Origin of the sequence: Mycolicibacterium aromaticivorans JS19b1 = JCM 16368 (genome assembly GCF_000559085.1) — a bacterium.
In the GTDB taxonomy this organism is placed as follows: domain Bacteria; phylum Actinomycetota; class Actinomycetes; order Mycobacteriales; family Mycobacteriaceae; genus Mycobacterium; species Mycobacterium aromaticivorans.
In genome coordinates, this window is the sequence record NZ_JALN02000001.1 from 508,516 (window position 1) to 528,482 (window position 19,967).

General features: G+C 66.9%; 21 protein-coding genes. 13 read left to right on the forward strand and 8 right to left on the reverse strand.

Features of this window, described 5'->3' with window-relative positions; all coding sequences use genetic code 11:
- Positions 1-92 precede the first annotated feature (92 nt).
- The 3 genes from Y900_RS02435 (at position 93) to Y900_RS02445 (ending at position 3,684) form a co-directional block, all read left to right on the forward strand.
- Positions 93-1,601 (forward strand): RNA polymerase sigma factor, encoded by a 1,509-nt coding sequence (locus Y900_RS02435; protein WP_109751160.1) that lies wholly within the window; start codon positions 93-95, stop codon positions 1,599-1,601.
- Between the two features lie 65 nt (positions 1,602-1,666).
- On the forward strand, positions 1,667-3,097 hold the full coding sequence (locus Y900_RS02440; RefSeq protein WP_192827553.1) for a serine hydrolase domain-containing protein: 1,431 nt from the start codon (positions 1,667-1,669) through the stop codon (positions 3,095-3,097).
- Between the two features lie 212 nt (positions 3,098-3,309).
- Complete coding sequence (locus Y900_RS02445; protein WP_420329793.1) at positions 3,310-3,684, forward strand: RidA family protein; 375 nt, start codon at positions 3,310-3,312, stop codon at positions 3,682-3,684.
- Here the strand turns inward: Y900_RS02445 and Y900_RS02450 are convergent.
- The gene (locus Y900_RS02450) at positions 3,660-4,025 is read right to left on the reverse strand and encodes a DUF952 domain-containing protein (protein WP_036338579.1); all 366 of its coding nucleotides are present in this window, start codon (positions 4,023-4,025) and stop codon (positions 3,660-3,662) included. The genes Y900_RS02445 and Y900_RS02450 overlap by 25 nt on opposite strands.
- 159 nt (positions 4,026-4,184) lie before the next feature.
- Here Y900_RS02450 and Y900_RS02455 point away from each other — a divergent pair, with 159 nt between their 5' ends.
- Positions 4,185-4,376: a DUF7455 domain-containing protein gene (locus tag Y900_RS02455; RefSeq protein ID WP_036338582.1), complete on the forward strand. Its 192-nt coding sequence runs from the start codon at positions 4,185-4,187 to the stop codon at positions 4,374-4,376.
- Between the two features lie 60 nt (positions 4,377-4,436).
- A complete protein-coding gene (locus tag Y900_RS02460; protein WP_036338585.1) occupies positions 4,437-5,444 on the forward strand; it encodes a YihY/virulence factor BrkB family protein in 1,008 nt (335 codons plus the stop codon).
- Here Y900_RS02460 and Y900_RS02465 read toward each other — a convergent pair.
- Positions 5,431-5,670, reverse strand: a complete 240-nt coding sequence (locus Y900_RS02465; RefSeq protein ID WP_036338588.1) for a DUF3039 domain-containing protein — start codon at positions 5,668-5,670, stop codon at positions 5,431-5,433. The genes Y900_RS02460 and Y900_RS02465 overlap by 14 nt on opposite strands.
- A 76-nt stretch (positions 5,671-5,746) precedes the next feature.
- Here Y900_RS02465 and Y900_RS02470 point away from each other — a divergent pair, with 76 nt between their 5' ends.
- The 3 genes from Y900_RS02470 to Y900_RS02480 all read left to right on the forward strand — a co-directional run bounded on the left by Y900_RS02470 (position 5,747) and on the right by Y900_RS02480 (position 8,063).
- Positions 5,747-6,142, forward strand: a complete 396-nt coding sequence (locus Y900_RS02470; protein ID WP_036338591.1) for a DUF3099 domain-containing protein — start codon at positions 5,747-5,749, stop codon at positions 6,140-6,142.
- Between the two features lie 117 nt (positions 6,143-6,259).
- A complete protein-coding gene (locus Y900_RS02475; RefSeq protein ID WP_272945534.1) occupies positions 6,260-7,249 on the forward strand; it encodes a sigma-70 family RNA polymerase sigma factor in 990 nt (329 codons plus the stop codon).
- Between the two features lie 124 nt (positions 7,250-7,373).
- The gene (locus Y900_RS02480; RefSeq protein ID WP_036338595.1) at positions 7,374-8,063 is read left to right on the forward strand and encodes an iron-dependent transcriptional repressor DtxR; all 690 of its coding nucleotides are present in this window, start codon (positions 7,374-7,376) and stop codon (positions 8,061-8,063) included.
- Between the two features lie 6 nt (positions 8,064-8,069).
- Here Y900_RS02480 and Y900_RS02485 read toward each other — a convergent pair whose 3' ends face one another.
- Positions 8,070-9,128, reverse strand: a complete 1,059-nt coding sequence (locus Y900_RS02485) for a DUF4192 domain-containing protein (RefSeq protein ID WP_036338598.1) — start codon at positions 9,126-9,128, stop codon at positions 8,070-8,072.
- 175 nt (positions 9,129-9,303) lie between these two features.
- Between Y900_RS02485 and sthA the strand changes: the two genes are divergently transcribed.
- Complete coding sequence (sthA, locus tag Y900_RS02490) at positions 9,304-10,716, forward strand: Si-specific NAD(P)(+) transhydrogenase (RefSeq protein WP_036338600.1); 1,413 nt, start codon at positions 9,304-9,306, stop codon at positions 10,714-10,716.
- Between the two features lie 4 nt (positions 10,717-10,720).
- On the opposite strand, the gene Y900_RS02495 is transcribed toward sthA, so the two are convergent.
- Complete coding sequence (locus tag Y900_RS02495) at positions 10,721-11,506, reverse strand: trypsin-like serine peptidase (RefSeq protein ID WP_036338603.1); 786 nt, start codon at positions 11,504-11,506, stop codon at positions 10,721-10,723.
- Positions 11,507-11,723: 217 nt separating this feature from the next.
- Between Y900_RS02495 and Y900_RS02500 the strand changes: the two genes are divergently transcribed.
- Genes Y900_RS02500 through Y900_RS02510 form a run of 3 tightly spaced genes read left to right on the forward strand, consistent with a single transcriptional unit; the run spans position 11,724 to position 14,488 of the window.
- Positions 11,724-12,698, forward strand: a complete 975-nt coding sequence (locus Y900_RS02500; protein ID WP_036345646.1) for a proteasome assembly chaperone family protein — start codon at positions 11,724-11,726, stop codon at positions 12,696-12,698.
- Between the two features lie 33 nt (positions 12,699-12,731).
- On the forward strand, positions 12,732-13,778 hold the full coding sequence (locus Y900_RS02505) for an alpha/beta fold hydrolase (protein WP_036338606.1): 1,047 nt from the start codon (positions 12,732-12,734) through the stop codon (positions 13,776-13,778).
- A gap of 23 nt (positions 13,779-13,801) precedes the next feature.
- Positions 13,802-14,488: a PhzF family protein gene (locus Y900_RS02510; RefSeq protein ID WP_036338609.1), complete on the forward strand. Its 687-nt coding sequence runs from the start codon at positions 13,802-13,804 to the stop codon at positions 14,486-14,488.
- 6 nt (positions 14,489-14,494) lie between these two features.
- Here the strand turns inward: Y900_RS02510 and nrdR are convergent, their stop codons facing one another.
- Positions 14,495-14,959 (reverse strand): transcriptional regulator NrdR, encoded by a 465-nt coding sequence (gene nrdR, locus Y900_RS02515; protein ID WP_036338613.1) that lies wholly within the window; start codon positions 14,957-14,959, stop codon positions 14,495-14,497.
- A gap of 89 nt (positions 14,960-15,048) precedes the next feature.
- Positions 15,049-15,531 carry a LysM peptidoglycan-binding domain-containing protein gene (locus tag Y900_RS02520; RefSeq protein ID WP_036338616.1) on the reverse strand — a complete coding sequence of 161 codons (483 nt, stop codon included), beginning with the start codon at positions 15,529-15,531 and terminating at the stop codon, positions 15,049-15,051.
- A gap of 213 nt (positions 15,532-15,744) precedes the next feature.
- On the opposite strand from Y900_RS02520, the gene lexA reads away from it, so the two are divergent.
- On the forward strand, positions 15,745-16,404 hold the full coding sequence (gene lexA / locus Y900_RS02525) for a transcriptional repressor LexA (protein ID WP_051659839.1): 660 nt from the start codon (positions 15,745-15,747) through the stop codon (positions 16,402-16,404).
- A 17-nt stretch (positions 16,405-16,421) separates the two neighbouring features.
- Here lexA and Y900_RS02530 read toward each other — a convergent pair whose 3' ends face one another.
- Together Y900_RS02530 and Y900_RS02535 are read right to left on the reverse strand one after the other, a co-directional pair.
- Entirely contained in the window at positions 16,422-18,503 is a 2,082-nt protein-coding gene (locus Y900_RS02530) for an LGFP repeat-containing protein (RefSeq protein ID WP_051659840.1), read from the reverse strand.
- A 262-nt stretch (positions 18,504-18,765) separates the two neighbouring features.
- The gene (locus Y900_RS02535) at positions 18,766-19,938 is read right to left on the reverse strand and encodes an acyl-CoA dehydrogenase family protein (RefSeq protein ID WP_036338622.1); all 1,173 of its coding nucleotides are present in this window, start codon (positions 19,936-19,938) and stop codon (positions 18,766-18,768) included.
- Positions 19,939-19,967: the final 29 nt, after the last annotated feature.

Sequence of the window (19,967 nt, forward strand, 5' to 3'; positions counted from 1 at the left end):
CACCACGAGATCCACGCCAATAGTCCTCATAGCCGACGCTTTCGGTGGCGCGCCCACGCCCGCCGAGAGCCAGCACGACCGAAAGGGTGTACGTGGCAGCGACGAAGGCAAGCCCGGCAACCGATGAGCCGGTGAAGCGCACCGCCACCAAGACTCCCGCGAAGAAGTCGGCGGCCAGCCAGACCAAATCGGCGGCCAACGGTTCCGCGCCGGTCAAGCGTGCCGCCAAGGCCGCTCCCCGCGCCGCCGGAGCCGAACCCGGCGATTCCGAGATCACTGACGCAACGGCCACCCCGACCAAGACGCGCGCCACCAAGGCTGCCGCGAAGAAGGCCCCGGCCACCCGCGGCCGGGCCAAGAAGGATGCGGCCCCCGCCGACACCGACGCCGAGGCCGGCGCCGATGAGGAACTCGACGGCGACCTCGATGTCGATCCCGAACTCGACGTAGCCGAGGACGACATCGAACTCGAGGACCTCGAAGACGTCGCCGAAGATTCTGACGACGCGGCCGACGAGGAAGCCGCCCCAGCCGCGGGCGCGCCGGCCGCCGAGGGCGAGTCCGGGGACGAAGAGGACATCGCCGAGCCGTCGGAGAAGGACAAGGCGTCCGGCGACTTCGTGTGGGACGAAGAAGAGTCCGAGGCATTGCGGCAGGCCCGCAAGGACGCCGAGCTCACCGCCTCGGCCGACTCGGTTCGCGCCTACCTGAAGCAGATCGGCAAGGTCGCGCTACTCAACGCCGAGGAAGAGGTCGAGCTCGCCAAGCGGATCGAGGCAGGCCTCTACGCCACCCAGTTGATGGCGGAGAAGACCGACAAGGGCGAGAAGCTGCCGGTTCAGCAGCGCCGAGACATGCAGTGGATCTGCCGCGACGGTGACCGCGCGAAGAACCATCTACTCGAGGCCAACCTGCGTCTTGTGGTGTCGCTGGCCAAGCGCTACACCGGTCGCGGCATGGCCTTCCTGGACCTCATCCAGGAAGGCAACCTGGGTCTGATCCGCGCTGTCGAGAAGTTCGACTACACCAAGGGCTACAAGTTCTCCACGTACGCCACATGGTGGATCCGCCAGGCGATCACCCGCGCGATGGCCGACCAGGCCCGCACCATCCGTATCCCGGTGCACATGGTCGAGGTCATCAACAAGCTCGGACGCATCCAGCGTGAGCTGCTCCAGGATCTGGGCCGCGAGCCCACTCCCGAAGAGCTCGCCAAGGAAATGGACATCACGCCGGAGAAGGTGCTGGAGATCCAGCAGTACGCGCGTGAACCCATCTCGCTGGACCAGACCATCGGCGACGAGGGCGACAGCCAGCTCGGCGACTTCATCGAGGATTCCGAGGCCGTCGTGGCCGTGGACGCGGTGAGCTTCACCCTGCTGCAGGATCAACTGCAGTCAGTGCTCGAGACGCTCTCCGAGCGCGAAGCCGGCGTGGTGCGGCTGCGGTTCGGCCTGACCGACGGCCAGCCGCGCACACTCGACGAGATCGGGCAGGTCTACGGAGTCACCCGCGAACGGATCCGCCAGATCGAGTCGAAGACCATGAGCAAGCTGCGGCACCCGAGCCGTTCCCAGGTGCTGCGCGACTACCTGGACTGAGGCCCGAACCGATTTCGCTGCGCCGCAGCAGTTTTCACTGGGCAGCACGCGCTGCCGGGTGCGTACTGCTGACGGTGGCCACCGCGTGCTCACACGGGCCCGCACCGCACGAGACCCTGACCCGGGCCGCGGTTCCCACGTACCTGCCCGCGCCACCGGTCGGGCCGCCGACGCCCGATCTTCCCGAGGTGTCGAAAATCGTCACCGAGGCCGTCGCGGCGAACCGCCTGCCCGGTGCGGTGGTCGTGGTCGGGCACGGGGGCAAGATCGTCTTCCGCAGGGCCTACGGCGTGCGCAAGCTGCCCGGCGAACGCGGACTGGACGGATCGCCCGCCCCCGCCGAACCGATGACCGAGGACACCATCTTCGACCTCGCGTCACTGACGAAGCCGCTGGCCACGGCGACGGCCGTCATGCAGCTTTACCAGCAGGGCCGGCTGGGAGTCGACGACCCGATTCAGAAGTACCTGCCCGAATTCAACACCGGCAACGATCCCAAACGCGCCGCGGTCACGGTGCGGATGCTGCTCACCCACACCTCAGGTGAAACCGGTGACGTCGAGCTCAAGGACCCGTGGGGTTTGGACTCCCCCGATCGCGCCGAGGGTTTCCGTCGCGCACTCACCACACCGCTGGAATCTCCTCCCGGAGAGGGGTTTCGCTACTCCGACATCAACTTCATCGTGCTCGGCGCGCTGATCGAGCGACTCACCGGTGAGCCCGAGGACGACTACGTTCAACAGCACGTATTCGCCCCGCTCGGCATGGCCGACACCCGTTATCTACCACTGGCGAAGGTGTGCGGACACAACAAGATCACCGGCGCCGCAGTCCGGTGGTCGCCTACCGAATCAACCGAATGCACTGCAGGCCAATGGAATACGGTTCTACTCCCCCGCATCGCACCGACGGCGTGGGATGAGGACAGCCCCGGCGAGCCGAACCGCAACCCGGATTTCGGCCACCTACTACGCGGAACTGTGCACGATACGACGGCGCGGCGAATGGGTGGGGTCGCCGGACATGCCGGGGTGTTCTCCACCGCCTCCGACGTCAGCGTCTTCGCCCAGGCACTACTCGACCGGCTTGCGGGCAGGCCCAGCACTTTTCCGCTGACGCAGTCGAGCCTCGAGTTGATGACCTCTCCGCAACAGCCGGGGCATACCACGGGACAACTCGACGCGGCCAACGCCGCGCTGGCTAGGAAGCCGGGCCATCGCCCGCGGTATCCGGCGATCCCCGGACAGAACCTTCGCGGTCTCGGCTGGGACATCGACACCGGCCAGTCCGGCGCCCGCGGCACGGTGTTTCCCGTCGGCGGCTTCGGCCACACCGGCTTCACCGGGACGTCACTGTGGCTGGATCCCCGATCCGACACCTACGTGGTGCTGCTGTCGAACGCGGTTCACACCCGCGGCAGCTCTCCGATCACGTCGCTGCGCGCTGCCGTGGCCACCGCCGCCGCGCGATCATTGCGCCTCTACGGCAGCGGCTGAGCAGGCCCTACTCCCTCGGCCTCGATCGGACGCGCATTTGTGTTCCTTGCCGTCAGAAACATGGACCTCAGCGCTGGCCGCCATGTCATGATCGGCTTGATCAGCTCGCCGGGAGCTGCCGCCTCGGCCGCCGGCGGCGGAGGCTGAATCCCGCTCAGCCACCCGTAATTCAGCTGCGCGAGCAGGTCGCACCCCTTTACCCTGGCACAGTGTTGAGCAGGGTGAATCTGTCCTCGGAATCGGCCTACGAGCCCGAAGTCGGCTACTCCCGGGCGGTTCGCATCGGCCCGCACGTCGCGATATCCGGCACCACCGGTGCGGGCGACGACGTCGTCGCTCAGACTCGACATGCATTGCAGCGCATAGCAACAGCGCTGGACGATCTCGGCGCCTCGCTGTCCGACGTGGTCCGCACCCGCATCTACGTCACCGACATCGCGGCCTGGCGCGGGGTCGGCGCGGTGCACGCGGAGTTCTTCGGCGCGATCCGCCCGGCCGCCACCATGGTCGAGGTCGCCGCGCTCATCGAGCCCGGGCTGCTGGTGGAGATCGAGGCCGACGCCTACGTCGACGTCTCGAACGGCTGAAACCGGCCGTCCCGTCCCGGTTGATAGGGCGTGACTTTCATCACGGCGGTAGTCGGTAGGCGGCCGTACAGATGCGGGAACCGCATCGACTCGGGATCCGTTGGAACACCGTGTTCCCAACGCAGCGGTGCCTGCAGCTGTTGAGGGTCGATGTGCAGCAGTACCAAATCGGTTCGGCCGGAGTACAACCGGTTGGCCGGCAGGTGCACCTGCTCGGGCGTCGACAGGTGGATGAATCCGGCTTCGCTCAGCGATGCGGGGCAAAGTTCTCCGCTGGCCTGCGCGATTTCCCAGTCTCGCTGTCCGCACAGGTGGAGTAAGAATTCCGGATTCGGGTACATACGACCACACTGCACCACCCGCAACACGAGAAGGCGTGAGACACGACACAGCGTTAAACCCCCGGGGAACAAGGCCGGAACACAAAACGTCTGAGACAGTAGAGATACGTGACGGTGGCGACCAGTCACCGAAGCGCTGAGCACCTTACGGAGGAGCCCATGAACGCGACCCTGACCAGTCCTGAATTGACCAAGGCTGATCGCTGCGACCGCTGTGGTGCAGCGGCTCGGGTGCGCGCCAAGCTTCCCTCCGGTGCCGAGCTCCTGTTCTGCCAGCATCACGCCAACGAGCACCAGGCCAAGTTGATCGAGCTGGCCGCGGTGATCGAAGTCAGCCCGTCGGAGGCGTAACAACTACTCACGGCCGCGTCGCTGGGCAGGACCCCCGTCGTCAGGAATGCTGGACTGGTCATGACTGACCAATCGGCCAAGCCATCTCGTCACCACGTATGGCGGATCTCGAAACGCACGTTGTCCAAAAGCTGGGACGACTCGATTTTTTCTGAGTCCGCACAGGCGGGTTTTTGGTCGGTCCTGTCGTTGCCGCCGCTCCTGCTCGGCATGCTCGGGAGCCTTTCTTACATTGCACCGCTGTTCGGGCCGGACACCCTGCCGACCATCGAGAACCAGCTGATCAACTTCGCCAACAGCTTCTTCTCGAAGAATGTGGTCAACGAGATCATCCAGCCGACCGTCCGCGACATCGTGGCGAGCGCGCGCGGTGAAGTGGTGTCGTTCGGTTTCGTCATCAGCCTGTGGGCCGGCTCGTCGGCCATCTCGGCGTTCGTCGACTCGGTGGTGGAAGCTCACGACCAGACGCCGTTGCGACATCCGGTGCGGCAACGGTTCTTCGCGCTCGGGCTCTACGTGGTGATGTTGGTGTTCGTCATCGCCAGCGCACCGTTCGTGGCGCTCGGCCCCCGCAAGATCTCGTCGTATCTTCCCGACAGCTGGGACAACGTCCTGCATTACGGCTACTACCCCGCGCTCGCCGTGACCCTGGTGCTGGCCGTCACGATCCTCTACCGGGTGTCGCTACCCAAACCGTTGCCCACCCATCGCCTGCTGTGGGGTGCGATCCTGGCGGCGACGGTGTTCGTGGTCGCGGCGATGGGCCTGCGGTTCTACCTGACCTGGATCACCAGCACCGGCTACACCTATGGCGCGCTGGCGACCCCGATCGCGTTCCTGCTGTTCGCGTTCTTCCTCGGCTTCGCCATCATGATCGGCGCCGAACTCAACGCCGCCATCGAAGAGGAGTTTCCCGCTCCCACACCGCATGCCGAACAGATGCGAACGTGGTTGCGGCGCAAGGCGAAGTCGATGGGTGATAACGACAACAAGGACGCCGCCGCCGACAACGAGGCGCAGCCGGTGCCCGGGGAGACGACCGAAGCCGCCCCGATCAGCCCTTCTTGAGGTTCTCGTAGACCCGCTTGCAGTCCGGGCACACCGGCGAGCCCGGCTTGGCCGCGCGAGTCACCGGGAACACCTCGCCGCACAGCGCGACGACGTGGGTGCCCATCACGGCACTCTCGGCGATCTTGTCTTTCTTGACGTAATGGAAGACCTTGGGGGCATCGTCGTCGGTCCCGTCGTCGACACGTTCGTCGGCGTCGGTGCGCTCGATCGTCTGGGTCTGCATACACACATTGTGCCCGGTAAGACAGCCGTAAGAAACCGGCATGCATATCGATCGCGAATTGTGGAACAGTAGAGCTATGAAGCGTGAGCTGGGATTCGACGACGAGGGTCGGCCCGTGCTCATCACCGCCGCGGCGACACCCTACGAAGAGCAGCATCGTCAGCGAGTACGGAAGTACCTGGCGATCATGTCTTTTCGGATTCCGGCGCTGATCCTGGCGGCAGTCGCATATGGCTTGTGGCACAACGGACTGATCTCACTGGCGATCATCGCGGTGTCACTGCCACTGCCGTGGATGGCCGTCCTGATCGCCAATGATCGCCCGCCCCGGCGTGCCGAGGAGCCCCGGCGCTTCAACGACACCCCGCAGCGGACCCCGCTGTTCCCGCGGGCCGAGCATCGCGCGCTCGATGCCGGGATCTCGGCTGCTCAACCGCATCCGGCCGGTGGTCCCGACCGCGGTTCCCACTGATCGCCATCGCGGCCGTTTCTCAGGACATTCTCAGGGCTCCTCACTATTCCCGCACGTCAGAGGGTGTGAACAGACGCCTTCGCGGGAACTCTTTGCTCGGATCGCACGTTGAACGCTGTGACAGTTGCAGCCGATCAGGAGGCCACCATGGCACATGCCACCACCAGCCGGATTGACAGCGATCTGGACGCCCAGAGTCCAGCCGCCGACTTGGTGCGCGTCTATCTGAACGGCATCGGCAAAACCGCCCTGCTCACCGCAGAAGACGAGGTAGAGCTGGCCAAGCGGATCGAGGCCGGGCTGTTCGCCCAGCACCTGCTGGAGACCAAGAAGCGACTCAGCGAGAACCGCAAGCGCGATCTCGCCATCATCGTGCGCGACGGGCAGGCCGCCCGCAGTCATCTGCTCGAGGCCAACCTGCGCCTGGTGGTGTCGCTGGCCAAGCGCTACACCGGTCGGGGCATGCCGCTGCTGGATCTCATCCAGGAGGGCAACCTGGGTCTGATCCGCGCGATGGAGAAGTTCGACTACACCAAGGGTTTCAAGTTCTCGACGTATGCCACGTGGTGGATCCGTCAGGCCATCACCCGCGGCATGGCCGACCAGAGCCGCACGATCCGGCTCCCCGTCCACCTCGTGGAACAGGTGAACAAGCTCGCCCGCATCAAGCGTGAGATGCACCAGAGCCTGGGCCGGGAGGCCAGCGACGAGGAGCTCGCCGAGGAGTCCGGTATTCCGGTCGAGAAGATCAACGATCTGCTCGAGCACAGCCGCGACCCGGTGAGCCTCGACATGCCGGTCGGCAGCGACGAGGAGGCCCCGCTCGGCGACTTCATCGAGGACTCCGAGGCCATGTCCGCCGAGAACGCGGTGATCGCCGAATTGCTGCACACCGACATCCGCCACGTGCTGGCCACTTTGGACGAGCGGGAGCAGCAGGTGATCCGGCTGCGATTCGGCCTCGACGACGGCCAGCCCCGCACCCTCGACCAGATCGGCAAGCTGTTCGGCCTGTCCCGCGAGCGGGTCCGCCAGATCGAGCGTGAGGTCATGTCGAAGCTGCGCAACGGCGACCGGGCCGACCGGCTGCGGTCGTACGCCAGCTGAGTAAGCAACCCCCTCCAGTGTGCCCGTCGGTCAACCCGGCGGGCACACTGCTGTGGCCGGAGGTGTTGCACGTCCATTTACGCAGCTAGCCAAGTAGACTCGGGGCAGACGAAGGGTGTCCTTAATGAACGATCTGGTCGATACCACTGAGATGTATCTGCGCACGATCTACGACCTCGAAGAGGAGGGCGTGATCCCCCTGCGCGCACGCATTGCCGAGCGGCTCGAGCAGAGTGGCCCAACGGTCAGCCAGACCGTGGCCCGCATGGAACGCGACGGCCTGCTGCATGTGGCCGGCGACCGGCACCTTGAACTGACCGAAAAGGGACGCGAATTGGCCGTCTCGGTGATGCGCAAGCATCGCCTGGCCGAGCGCCTGCTGGTGGACGTCATCGGGTTGCCGTGGGAAGAAGTGCACGCCGAAGCCTGCCGCTGGGAACACGTGATGAGCGAGGACGTCGAGCGCCGGCTGGTGCAGGTCCTCGACGACCCGACGGTGTCGCCGTTCGGCAATCCGATCCCCGGTCTGTCGCTGCTGGGCCTGGACATGAGCAAGTTCGAGGACGCCAACCTGGTGCGCCTGACCGAACTGCCGGCCGGCTCCCCCGTCGCCGTGGTGGTCCGTCAGCTCTCCGAGCACGTGCAGGGTGACGTCGAGCTGATCGGTCAGCTCAAGGGGGCCGGTGTGGTGCCCAATGCCCGCGTGCAAGTGGAGAGTGGCCCGCACGGCGGTGTGACGATCCTGATCGGCGGCCACGAGAACGTGCACCTGCCCCACGAGATGGCCCACGCTGTCAAGGTCGAGAAGGTCTAGGCCGCCCTACACTGCGCGGCGGCCGAACGTTCGCCGCGGCGGAAGCCGCACCCCCAACCGCTTGGCCAGCCGGTACCCGGCACCGGCCAGCTCCCGGATCTGCTCGGGCCGCATGCCCGACTGCAGCGCGGTGTCGAGCATGCTCGCCATTCGGTGCTCAGGATCGCTGCGCAGCGCCGCCTCCAGCGACAGCCCGGCCAACGGCCCGTCGCCACGCGTGTACGCCGAAAAGGCCAGCAGCACAAGCGCTTCGGTTCGCCACGGGTCGGGAAGCGTCCGTGCGAGCACGGTCCACAGCGCTTCGGCGTTGCCGGCCACCGCACCGACCGCGAGCGCGTACAACGTGTCGCGGACCGAGACGTCGGTCAGCGCGCACGCCAGCATCGCGAGTTCGGCATCCTCGAGGTCCGCACCGTCGCTGACGCGGGCGGCGATCGCCATGGCCGCCTCGACATCGCGGCGCCCGCACCCGTCGGGATCGGCCCGCCAGTCGGTCTCCCGCGCCTGCGCGTGCGCGGTGATCGCCGGCACCAGCGAAGCGGCGCGGCCGGCGTCGGCGACAGCGACCACCGCCTGCAGATCGGAGCGGCGTGGATACAGTCGTCGTCCCTCGAGCACGGCGGCTGCGGCGAGCGGGGAGGCCATCGGATCTTCCACCGCGCCGAATCTGCCGCAGCCGTCGACGCAGTGCCACCGGCCGCCTGCCTCGATCCGGTCGACCACGTGGGTGGCGTAGACGGTCATGTCGTGGTCGGCCAGCGCCGCGTTGAGTTCGTCGCACATGTCGCGGTAGTCCTGGTTGCACATCGGGCACGAGGCGCCGTCGGCGTCGATGATCACGGCCACCACCGTGTCGGCGCCTGAGGCGGCGGCGACGTCGGCCAGGTGGGTGAGGTTCCCGTCCATCACCTTGGGCAGGTCGACACGCATGACGGCTCCCATCTCGCGGTCCTCCAGGGACACCAGCACCAGTGATTTCTCCGGGACGAAGCCGAGGACAGCGGGCAGCGCGGCGATCAGGGCGCCAGGACGGGTGAAGCGATGGTCAGGTTGGTGTGTGGTCATGGCCCGACAGTCGCAACCGGCGCCGACCAAACCCCTCCGCCGAGAACCGACGAGCACGCCGCTGGGGATGAACCCGGAACTGGGGATAGCCGCCGGGCAGCGGCGCCACATTGTTCATGTCGTATTGACACGGTCGGCATGCGAGATTCGGCAAACCGGCGTACATCTTGTCCTCATGAGTGTGGAATACGACCTCGTCGTCATCGGCTCGGGGCCCGGCGGTCAGAAAGCAGCCATCGCGGCAGCCAAGCTGGGCAAGTCGGTGGCCGTCATCGAACGCGGGCAGATGCTCGGCGGTGTCTGTGTTCAGACCGGCACCATCCCGTCGAAGACGCTGCGCGAGGCGGTGCTCTACCTGACCGGCATGAGCCAGCGCGAACTCTACGGCGCCAGCTACCGCGTCAAGGACAAGATCACTCCAGCCGACCTGCTCGCCCGCACCGAACACGTGATCCGCAAAGAGGTCGACGTGGTGCGAAACCAGTTGATGCGCAACGGTATCGAGCTCTACGTGGGGCACGGCCGGTTCATCGATGAGCACACCGTCGAGGTCGAGGACCCCACCCGAGCCGAGCACATCACCGTCAGCGGTCGCTACATCATCATCGCCACCGGCACCAAGCCGGCGCGGCCAGCCGGCGTCGAGTTCGACGAGAACCGGGTGCTGGACTCCGACGGCATCCTCGACCTGAAGACCATCCCCGGCTCGATGGTGGTGGTCGGCGCCGGCGTCATCGGCATCGAGTACGCCTCGATGTTCGCCGCACTGGGCACCAAGGTCACCGTCGTCGAGAAACGCGACACGATGCTCGACTTCTGCGACCCCGAGATCGTCGAAGCCCTGCGCTTCCACCTCCGCGACCTGGCGGTGACGTTCCGCTTCGGCGAGGAGGTGACCGCAGTCGACGTCGGTTCGGCCGGCACAGTCACCACGTTGGCCAGTGGCAAGCAGATCCCCGCCGAAACCGTCATGTACTCGGCCGGACGGCAGGGCCAGACCGACCACCTGGATCTGGCCAACGCCGGTCTGGAGGCCGACAACCGCGGCCGGATCTTCGTCGACGAGAAGACATTTCAGTCCAAAGTGGACCATATCTACGCCGTCGGCGATGTCATCGGCTTCCCCGCCCTGGCGGCCACCTCGATGGAACAGGGCCGGCTGGCGGCCTACCACGCGTTCGGCGAGCCGACGGCCGGTATGACCATGCTGCAGCCGATCGGCATCTACTCGATCCCCGAGGTGTCCTACGTCGGTGCCACCGAGGTGGACCTCACCAAGGCGGCGGTCCCCTACGAGGTCGGGGTGTCCCGCTACCGCGAACTGGCCCGCGGCCAGATCGCCGGTGACTCCTACGGCATGCTCAAGCTGCTGGTGTCCACCGAAGACCTCAAGGTCCTCGGCGTCCACATCTTCGGCACCGCGGCAACAGAATTGGTGCACATCGGCCAGGCCGTGATGGGTTGCGGCGGGACCATCGAGTACCTGGTCGACGCTGTCTTCAACTATCCGACGTTCTCGGAGGCCTACAAGGTGGCCGCGCTCGACGTGATGAACAAGCTGCGCGCGCTGAACCAGTTCCGCCGTTAGGCGCTCAGCACTCGCTGTCGAACGACGTCGGCGCGTCGTCGCCCGGACCCCCCGCTTCGGCGCGCGCCAGCAGCGCTGCCGTCGCCGCGTCGAACGGCGCCGAGTAGGACACGTTGTCCTGGCAGCCGCCGCCATTGCGCCCGCCGATCACGCCGACCACCGTCGCCCCGGCGATCCATGGGCCGCCGCTGGTTCCGTCGACCAGGCCGTTACAGCGCAGTGCCGGGTATCCGTCCTCGATGCGGGCAACGGTGTCGCAGCCCAGCGGGGGTCCGCCGTCACCCGTCGGGTAGCCGATCACCGTCACCGGCGCGGACTCGGTGGGCGCCGCGCCGAGGGTGAGCGCCCGGCCCGCAGCGGATTCGACAGTGCCGCCAGCAGAGCGGCTGACTCGGGCGAACGCATAGTCTGCCTTCGGGTCCTGTGTGCTCAGCCATCGGGGATCGAGGTAGACGGAGTCGACGGTCCAGACGTCGCCGGGAGCGGCGCTCTCGCTGAATCCGGGTACGAAGGTGGCGGGCAGGCCCGCCGCCAGGCAGTGCGCGGCGGTCAGGATCAGATCCTGGGCTGCCGAATGAACCACCGAGGCGGTGCAGGTGTGGGTGTCGGTGGCGCCGAGGAACAGTGCTCCCACGGCGGGCCGGGCCGCCACCGGCTGGGCATTCGCGGCCGACACCGCCGCCGCCCGGGGCTCCTCGGCGGCCTTGGCCCGCGGCTCGACGGTCGAATGGCACCCGGACACCAGAGCCGTGGCCACCACCACGTTCAGGGTCACCGCGACCATCCGCATGCCTCGATCATGCCCGATCTGCGCGCTTTCGACTCGGTTGAACGGCCGGCACCGGGAACGACAGGCAGGTCGCCGGCGTTGTCCAACACGGGCGCTATGGTCAGCGCTCACCCGATTCTCTGCCCGATGTCGCCGGCCCCGCGGCTCCTGAGAGACACTGGTTGTCACGGTACAAGGGGACGACGACGTGCCCGGGCACCGCGAGGAGGCGGAGACGATGACTGACGAGCAGGGACAGCCCTACCAACCCGAGCAGACCGGGATGTACGAACTGGAGTTTCCGGCGCCACAACTGTCCGCACCCGACGGGCGTGGCCCGGTGATGATTCACGCTCTCGAAGGCTTCTCCGACGCCGGCCGCGCGATTCGTCTGGCTGCCGACCACCTCAAAGCCAAGCTGGACACCGAGTTGGTGGCCTCGTTCGCGATCGACGAACTGCTGGATTACCGCTCCCGCCGGCCGCTGATGACGTTCAAGACCGATCACTTCACCGACTACGACGATCCTGCGCTGAATCTGTACGCCCTGCGCGACAGCCTCGGCACACCGTTCCTGCTGCTCGCCGGGCTGGAGCCGGATCTGAAATGGGAGCGATTCGTCACCGCGGTCCGGCTGCTGGCCGAGCAGCTCGGGGTACGCCAGACCATCGGGCTGGGCACCATCCCGATGGCCGTGCCGCACACCCGGCCGGTGACGATGACCGCGCACTCCAACAACCGCGATCTGATCACCGAATTCACCCCGTGGGTCGGCGAGGTGCAGGTCCCCGGCAGTGTGTCCAACCTGCTGGAGTACCGGATGGCCCAGCACGGCCACGAAGTCATCGGCTTCACCGTGCATGTGCCCCATTACCTGGCCCAAACGGATTTTCCGCCCGCTGCCGAGGCGCTGCTTGAGCAGGTCGCCAAGCTGACTTCGCTGCAGGTGCCGTTGCGGGGGCTCACCGATGCCGGCGCGGCCATCCGCACCAAGATCGACGAGCAGGTCGAAGCCTCGGCGGAGGTCGCTCAAGTGGTGAGCGCGCTGGAGCGACAGTACGATGCTTTCGTTGCCGCTCAAGAGAACCGGTCGCTGCTGGCACGCGACGAAGAACTCCCCAGCGGCGACGAGTTGGGCGCGGAGTTCGAGAAATTCCTGGCCCAGCACGCCGAGGACTTCAAAGAAGGTTTCAACGACAGCGGCGAGACCTAGCGGAGTCCACCGCACCGATGACAGGGTTGGCCAGTGACTCAGCAGAAGACTCAGCAGAAGTCTCAGCGAAAGCCCAATCTCCAGCCGGTGCGGGATGTGACGCCCACCCTGCACTTCCGGACCATTCATGGCTACCGGCGCGCCTTCCGGGTGGCCGGGTCGGGTCCGGCGCTACTGCTGATCCACGGGATCGGTGACAACTCGACGACGTGGCATCCGGTGCACAGCAAGCTCGCCCAGCGGTTCACCGTCATCGCCCCGGACCTGCTGGGGCATGGACAGTCCGACAAGCCGCGAGCCGACTATTCGGTGGCGGCCTACGCCAACGGCATGCGCGATCTGCTCAGCGTGCTCGACCTCGACAAGGTGACCGTGGTCGGGCATTCACTCGGCGGCGGCGTGGCTATGCAATTCGCTTACCAGTTCCCGCAATTGGTGGAGCGGCTGATCCTGGTCAGCGCAGGCGGGGTGACCAAAGAGGTCAACATCGCGCTGCGGGCCGCCTCGCTCCCGTTGGGCGGGGAGGCGTTGGCCCTGCTGCGACTGCCGATGGTCCTGCCCGCGTTGCAGCTTGCCGGCCGCGCGCTGGGCAGCGTCTTCGGCTCCACCGGTCTGGGCCGCGACCTGCCGGACGCGCTGCGCATCCTGGCCGATCTGCCCGAGCCGACGGCCTCGTCGGCATTCACCCGCACACTGCGCTCGGTGGTGGACTGGCGCGGCCAGGTGGTCACCATGCTGGACCGATGTTATCTCACCGAATCCGTTCCGGTGCAACTCATTTGGGGCGACTTGGACGCGGTGATCCCGGTCAGCCATGCCCGGATGGCACACTCCGCCATGCCCGGCTCCCAGCTCGAGATCTTCGGCCGCTCCGGCCACTTCCCGTTCCACGACGACCCCGACCGTTTCGTGGAGGTCGTCGAGAAGTTCATCGACGCGACAGCCCCGGCCGAGTACGACCAGGACGCCTTGCGGGAACTTCTTCGCACCGGCCTCTCCGAACGCCTGGTCACCGGGTCGCTGGACACCCGGGTCGCCGTGCTCGATGCCCTGGGCGCCGACGAGCGCAGTGCCACCTGACTTCAGCGTCGTAAAGTCGAATCATGACCGTCGACGTGACCGTGCTGCGGGTATTCACCGATGAAGGTGGCAATTTCGGCAATCCGCTGGGCGTGGTCGACGCGGCAACCGTGCCGCCCGGTGACCGCCAGCGCATTGCGACCGAATTAGGTTACAGCGAAACAGTATTCATCGATCTGCCAACCGACGGGTCAACCACCGCGCACGCCCGCATCTTCACTCCGGCCACGGAATTGCCATTCGCCGGGCACCCCACCGTCGGCGCGGCCTGGTGGCTGCGGGAGTGCGGCGCACCGATTCACACCCTGCAGGTTCCTGCCGGCATCGTCGGAGTCACCTACGACGACGATCGCACGGTGATCCGGGTTCGGGCCGAGTGGTCGCCGGAGTTCGCCATCCACGACCTGGACTCGGTGGACGAGCTGCTGGCCGCCGACCCGGACGACTACTCCGACGACGCGGAGCATTACCTCTGGGCGTGGCTGGATCGCGACGCCGGCCACCTCCGGTCGCGGATGTTCGCCGCCGATCTCGGGGTGCCGGAAGATGAGGCCACCGGATCGGCGGCGGCACGGGTGACCGATTACCTGAGCCGCGACCTGACGATCACACAAGGCAAGGGATCGCAGATCTTCACGACGTGGGACGCGCAAGGGTGGGTGCTGATCGCCGGCCGAGTGGTCAGCGACGGTGTGCGACAGCTGGATTGAACTTGCTCAGCCCGACGTGCCGACGGACCGGTGGGCGCGCAGCGCCTCGATCTCACGCTCGAAGTCCTCGGCTGAGCTGAACGAGCGGTACACCGACGCGAATCGCAGATAGGCGACCTCGTCGAGTTCACGAAGCGGGCCGAGGATGGCGAGTCCGACCTCGTGGCTGGGGATCTCGGGCGAGCCGGCGGCCCGCACCGTGTCCTCTACTTGTTGGGCCAGCAGATTGAGCGCGTCGTCGTCGACGTCGCGGCCCTGGCAGGCCCGGCGAACGCCGCTGACGACCTTTTCCCGACTGAACGGCTCGGTGACGCCGCTGCGCTTCACGACCGCCAGAACCGCGGTCTCCACGGTGGTGAAGCGCCGGCCGCACTCCGGACAGGAGCGGCGACGCCGGATGGCCTGGCCCTCGTCGGTCTCGCGGGAATCGACAACACGAGAGTCCGGGTTGCGGCAGAACGGACAGTGCATGACCGCTCCTTCGCTCAATGGCCCGATACGTCGAACCACTGAGAGCCTACCTGCGCCCTCCGCGGGAGCGGCTGCGGCCAGCACGGCGGTCAGCCGATCGGCGCGATCAGCGTCTGCCCGGCGTCCAGCGACGCCGATTCGAGCTTGTTCAAATCGCGGATGCGCTGCACCACCTGTCCGGCGGGCGCATCCGGCGCGACCCGTCCGGCCAGCTGCTGCAGCGTCTCCCCCGCCTGGACCTGGACGACGGCGAGCTGGTCCGGCATCCGCTCGGGGGCCGCAGGCGTGGCGCTGAAGTGGCCGACCATACCGAGCCAGAGCGTGATCAACGCGGCCACTCCCGCCAGCGCGATCGTGACTGCCGTGCTGACCGGCCTGCGTGTGTGCGACGCCCGCGAGAACGCGACACCCGTGCCCGGGTACCGCATCGGCGTGACAGCCGGCCGAGCCGGGTGCGGCCGGTGCGCGCGAACACGGGCCGGACGGCGCCGAGCAGGGGAAACAGGCGCGCCGGCCGTCCGCCGGTACACCGGTGCCGAGATGTAAACCTGTCGATCATCGATGACTGTCACGTCCGTGTCCTTCCTTCAGGGCCGCCCCGGTTCGCTCTTGTGTTCGAAATATACTCGATCATCCGTTCGAAACCCGAACATGTGAGCGAGCGTGTTCGAAGAATAAATCCGGCCACCGACAAGTTCTGCTCCGCCGGCCGCCGAGAACACCGAATCGCGACACGGTCGAACAAATGTTTGAATTTTGACGCGGGCCCGGCTAGATTCGGCCCCATGAGCGAGCGCAGTGAGACATCCGGGCTGACCGACCGGCAGCGAACCATCCTCGACGTGATCCGCGCCTCAGTCACCAGCCGCGGCTATCCCCCCAGCATCCGTGAGATCGGCGACGCCGTCGGGCTCACGTCTACGTCATCAGTGGCCCACCAGCTGCGCACCCTGGAGCGCAAGGGCTATCTGCGCCGCGATGCCAACCGGCCGCGCGCGGTGGACGTCCGCGCAGCCGACGATGCGGTGAGCCACGTGCGCACCGAAGTCGCGGGTTCGGACGCGCTGCCCGAGCCGACCTTCGTGCCGGTGCTCGGACGCATCGCCGCAGGCGGCCCGATCCTCGCCGAGGAAGCCGTCGAGGACGTGTTCCCGCTACCGCGCGAGTTGGTCGGCGACGGGTCGCTGTTCCTGCTCAAGGTCGTCGGTGAGTCCATGATCGACGCGGCGATCTGCGATGGCGACTGGGTCGTGGTCCGTCAGCAGAACGTAGCCGACAACGGCGATATCGTCGCGGCGATGATCGACGGCGAGGCAACGGTGAAGACGTTCAAGCGCACCAGCGGCCAGGTCTGGCTGATGCCGCACAACCCAGCGTTCGACCCCATTCCCGGTAACGACGCCGCGATCCTCGGCAAGGTCGTCACCGTTCTCCGCAAGGTCTAGCGGAGGGGGCGAAAGCCTCACTCCGCCTTGTGGAAGCCGTTCGCCTGCGCGAGTTCCTCACTGGCGAACCACACTTCGGGCACGGTGTGGTCGTACAGCGCCGAGTCCGGGGTGTAGTACAGCCCCGAATGTGTGTTGGCCTTGACCACGTAGCCCTCTGGCGCCTGATACGGATCCGAGAGCGGCAGGTGGATAGCCGGACGATTGGCTGCGGCTTCGGCATGCACGTCGGACTGCAGGACTTCCGCCGGCTGCGTGGAGTCTTCTTCCTCGACGTCGACGACGTCGGACTCGACGATCTCCTCCGGTGCCGGCTCGGGCTCCGGGGCGGGCTCGGGCTCGGCAGCGCGACGTCGCCGTGGCGTGCCGAGCTCTCCCATATCGAGTCGCCACATCGATTGCGACTCACCAAGATTCACCGCCGCATGGCGGCCTGAATCACTTGACTCGTCGTCGATGTCCTCGATCTCGGCGTACTCGAGTTCCGCAGGCACCTCGTCGGCCGCACCTGCCTCGTACCCACCGGTTTCGGCGGCCTCGGCGGGGATGCGGGTTGGCGTGGTGTCGATGGAGTCCTGGTCGCCATCGAACACATCCTCGGGTCCGGGCTGCGACTTCTCGTCTTCTGTGGGCGCCCAGCCGAAGCCCGGCGCAGCGGCGACCTGCGGAACGCCGCCGTCGGGGTACGTCGAGAAGCGCGAGGCGGCCGCGGCGTCAGCCTCACCGGCGACCTCACTGGGCCAGTGATCGTCGTCGTCGTAGTCCGAGTCGTCGAAGTCGTCGTCGATCTCCTCGCCGCCGCTGCGGCGGCGCTGCAGCCACAGCACGCCCAGGCCGATCACGGCCAGCAGCAACAGCACCGGGACGATGATCAGCAGCCACCACCAGTGGAAGGCGAAACCGTTGCCGGACTTGGCCCCCGCGGGGCCGGCCGGCCCGGCGGCCGGAACCTGAACGCCGGACAGCGAACCCGCGAGCTCCGGCGGTTTGGTGGTGAAGGTGTTGCTGGCCTTGTTCCAGGAGATTTCGCCGCCGCTGAACTTCTGCGTCACGGTGTCGCCGCTGATGCTCTGCTCGCCGGTCGGTACACCGAGCTTGCCGGTCGCGCCGCCCAGCTTGGCCCAGGCGGCGTTGATTGCGCCGCGCACCACGATGGCGCCGTTGTCGGGCGTCCAGAAGATCACCGGTTTGTCGGCGGCACCGAAGGTGCTGACCCGGCTGTTGGGCGCGCCGCCGTCGGCTTCGGTCCCGGTCGGCCAGCCCAGGTCGCCGGTCGGCCCGCCCTGCGCCTCGTACTTGGCCAGGATCGCGCCCGTCACCGCATGCGCGCCGGTGGCCGGTGAGTAGAAGATCTTGCCGCCCGCGTAATCCTGGGTGGCGCCGTCGGTGCCGAGGGCCTGCTGCGGTCCTTGGCGGGCACCGAGCGGTCCCGCCAGCCCCCCGGCGGCCCGCCACGCCTGGTTGATCACCGTCGTCGCGTCGGTGGGCACCTCGACGCCGGCCACGTTGGCTGCGAGCTCGGGTGGCACGGTGGTGAACGTCTTCGCGGCCGTGTCATAGGAGATCTCGCCACCGGTGAACTTCTGGCTGATCACAGTGCCGTTGAACGTCTCGTCCTCGGTGGGGACGCCCATCGTGCCCGCCGAGCCGCCGAGCTTGTCCCACGCGGCGTTGATCGCGCCGCGTACCACCCACGCGCCGGTGGCCGGTGTCCAGAAGATGGCCGGTTTGTCGCTGGCACTGAACGTGCTGACCAGGCTGTCGGGCCCCACCAGACCCGCGACCGCGTCGATGGTGGGGAATCCGAGGTCGCTGTCGGCTGCACCGCCGAGCGCCTGGTACTTGTCCAGGACCGCCCCGAAGAGCAGGTGGGCGCCGGTGGCCGGGGTGAAGAAGATCTTGCCGCCGCTGAAGTTCTGGGCGAATCCGTCGCCGACGGCGTAGACGTCGCCGTCCTTGGTGCCCACTGGAGAACCATCGCCGCCCGCGGTCTGCCACGCCTGATTGATGGCGTCCCCCGCGTCGGTTTCGGGGCTCGCGATCGCCCCGGGCGCCCACAGCAGCGCGGCCGCAGCCGTCGCGAAGACGCCGAGCGCCATCCGCCCGACGCCTCTACTGAGACGACTTCCAAGCCTGGTCATGCACTCTCCCCGCAGTGTCGGTCAAGATGCTTCCCCTCATCCTCCGTGTCAACTGTGCTTGAGCACCTCACGACACGCGGCGTTTCTACGAGATAACCGGTGCGTTGACGGGGGAAAACACCCTAAATTCCCAGGACAAACCGGGGCGCATCACCAGCGCCCGCCGCTTCGACAGCCGAGCGACGGAGAACCAAACCGCAGTTCAGCCCCGCTTGCGGGGTCAGACGCCCAGGCTGCGGCCGATGATCTCCTTCATGATCTCGGTGGTGCCGCCGTAAATCGTCTGAACGCGGGCGTCCAGGTAGGCCTTGGCCACCGGATATTCGCGCATATAGCCGTAACCGCCGTGCAACTGCAGGCAGCGGTCGACGAGATGGACCTGCTTCTCGGCCGCGTACCACTTGGCCATCGAGGCCTGCTCGGCGGTGAGCTTGCCGTCGAGGTGCAACCGGATGAACTCGTCGACCATGATGCGGACGGCGGTCGCTTCGGTGGCCAACTCGGCCAGCAGGAAGCGGCTGTTCTGCTGGCTGCCGATCGGCTTGCCGAATGCCTTGCGCTCCTTGGTGTACTGCAGAGTCTGCTCGAGAACGCTCTCCATGGCGGCAGCCGCCATCACCGCGATGTTCAGGCGCTCCTGCGGCAGGTTCTGCATCAAGTAGATGAAGCCCTGACCCTCTTCGCCGAGAAGGTTCTCGACAGGGACCTTGACATCGGTGAAGGACAGTTCGGCCGTGTCCTGCGCGTCCAGGCCGATCTTGTCGAGGTGGCGGCCACGCTCGAAGCCCTCCATACCGCGCTCGACGACCAACAGCGAGAACCCCAGCGCGCCCTTCTCGGGGTCGGTCTGAGCCACCACGATCACCAGATCGGAGTTGATGCCGTTGGTGATGAACGTCTTCGAGCCGTTGAGCACGTAGTGATCACCTTGCTTGACCGCGCGGGTCTTGATGCCCTGCAGGTCGCTACCGGTGCCGGGCTCGGTCATCGCGATCGCGGTGATGTACTCGCCACTGCAGAACTTGGGCAGCCAGCGCTGCTTCTGCTCCTCGGTGGTCAACTCCAGCAGGTACGGCGCGACAACATCGTTGTGCAGGCCGAATCCGAGGCCGCTGTAGCGGGCCGCCGCGGTCTCCTCGGTCAGGATGACGTTGTAGCGGAAGTCCGCGTTGCCCCCGCCGCCGAACTCCTCCGGCACGGCCATTCCGAGGAAGCCCTGCTTGCCGGCCTCCAGCCAGACCCCGCGATCGACGATCTTGTCCTTCTCCCATTGGTCGTGGAACGGGGCGACGTGCCGCTCCAGGAACGACCGGTAGGCCTCGCGGAACAGGTCGTGCTCGGGCTCGAACAAGGTCCGCTCGTACTTGACGGTTGCGTTCTTCTCGACAGCCATGACTAACCTCCGGACGGCGCTGTGGGTGT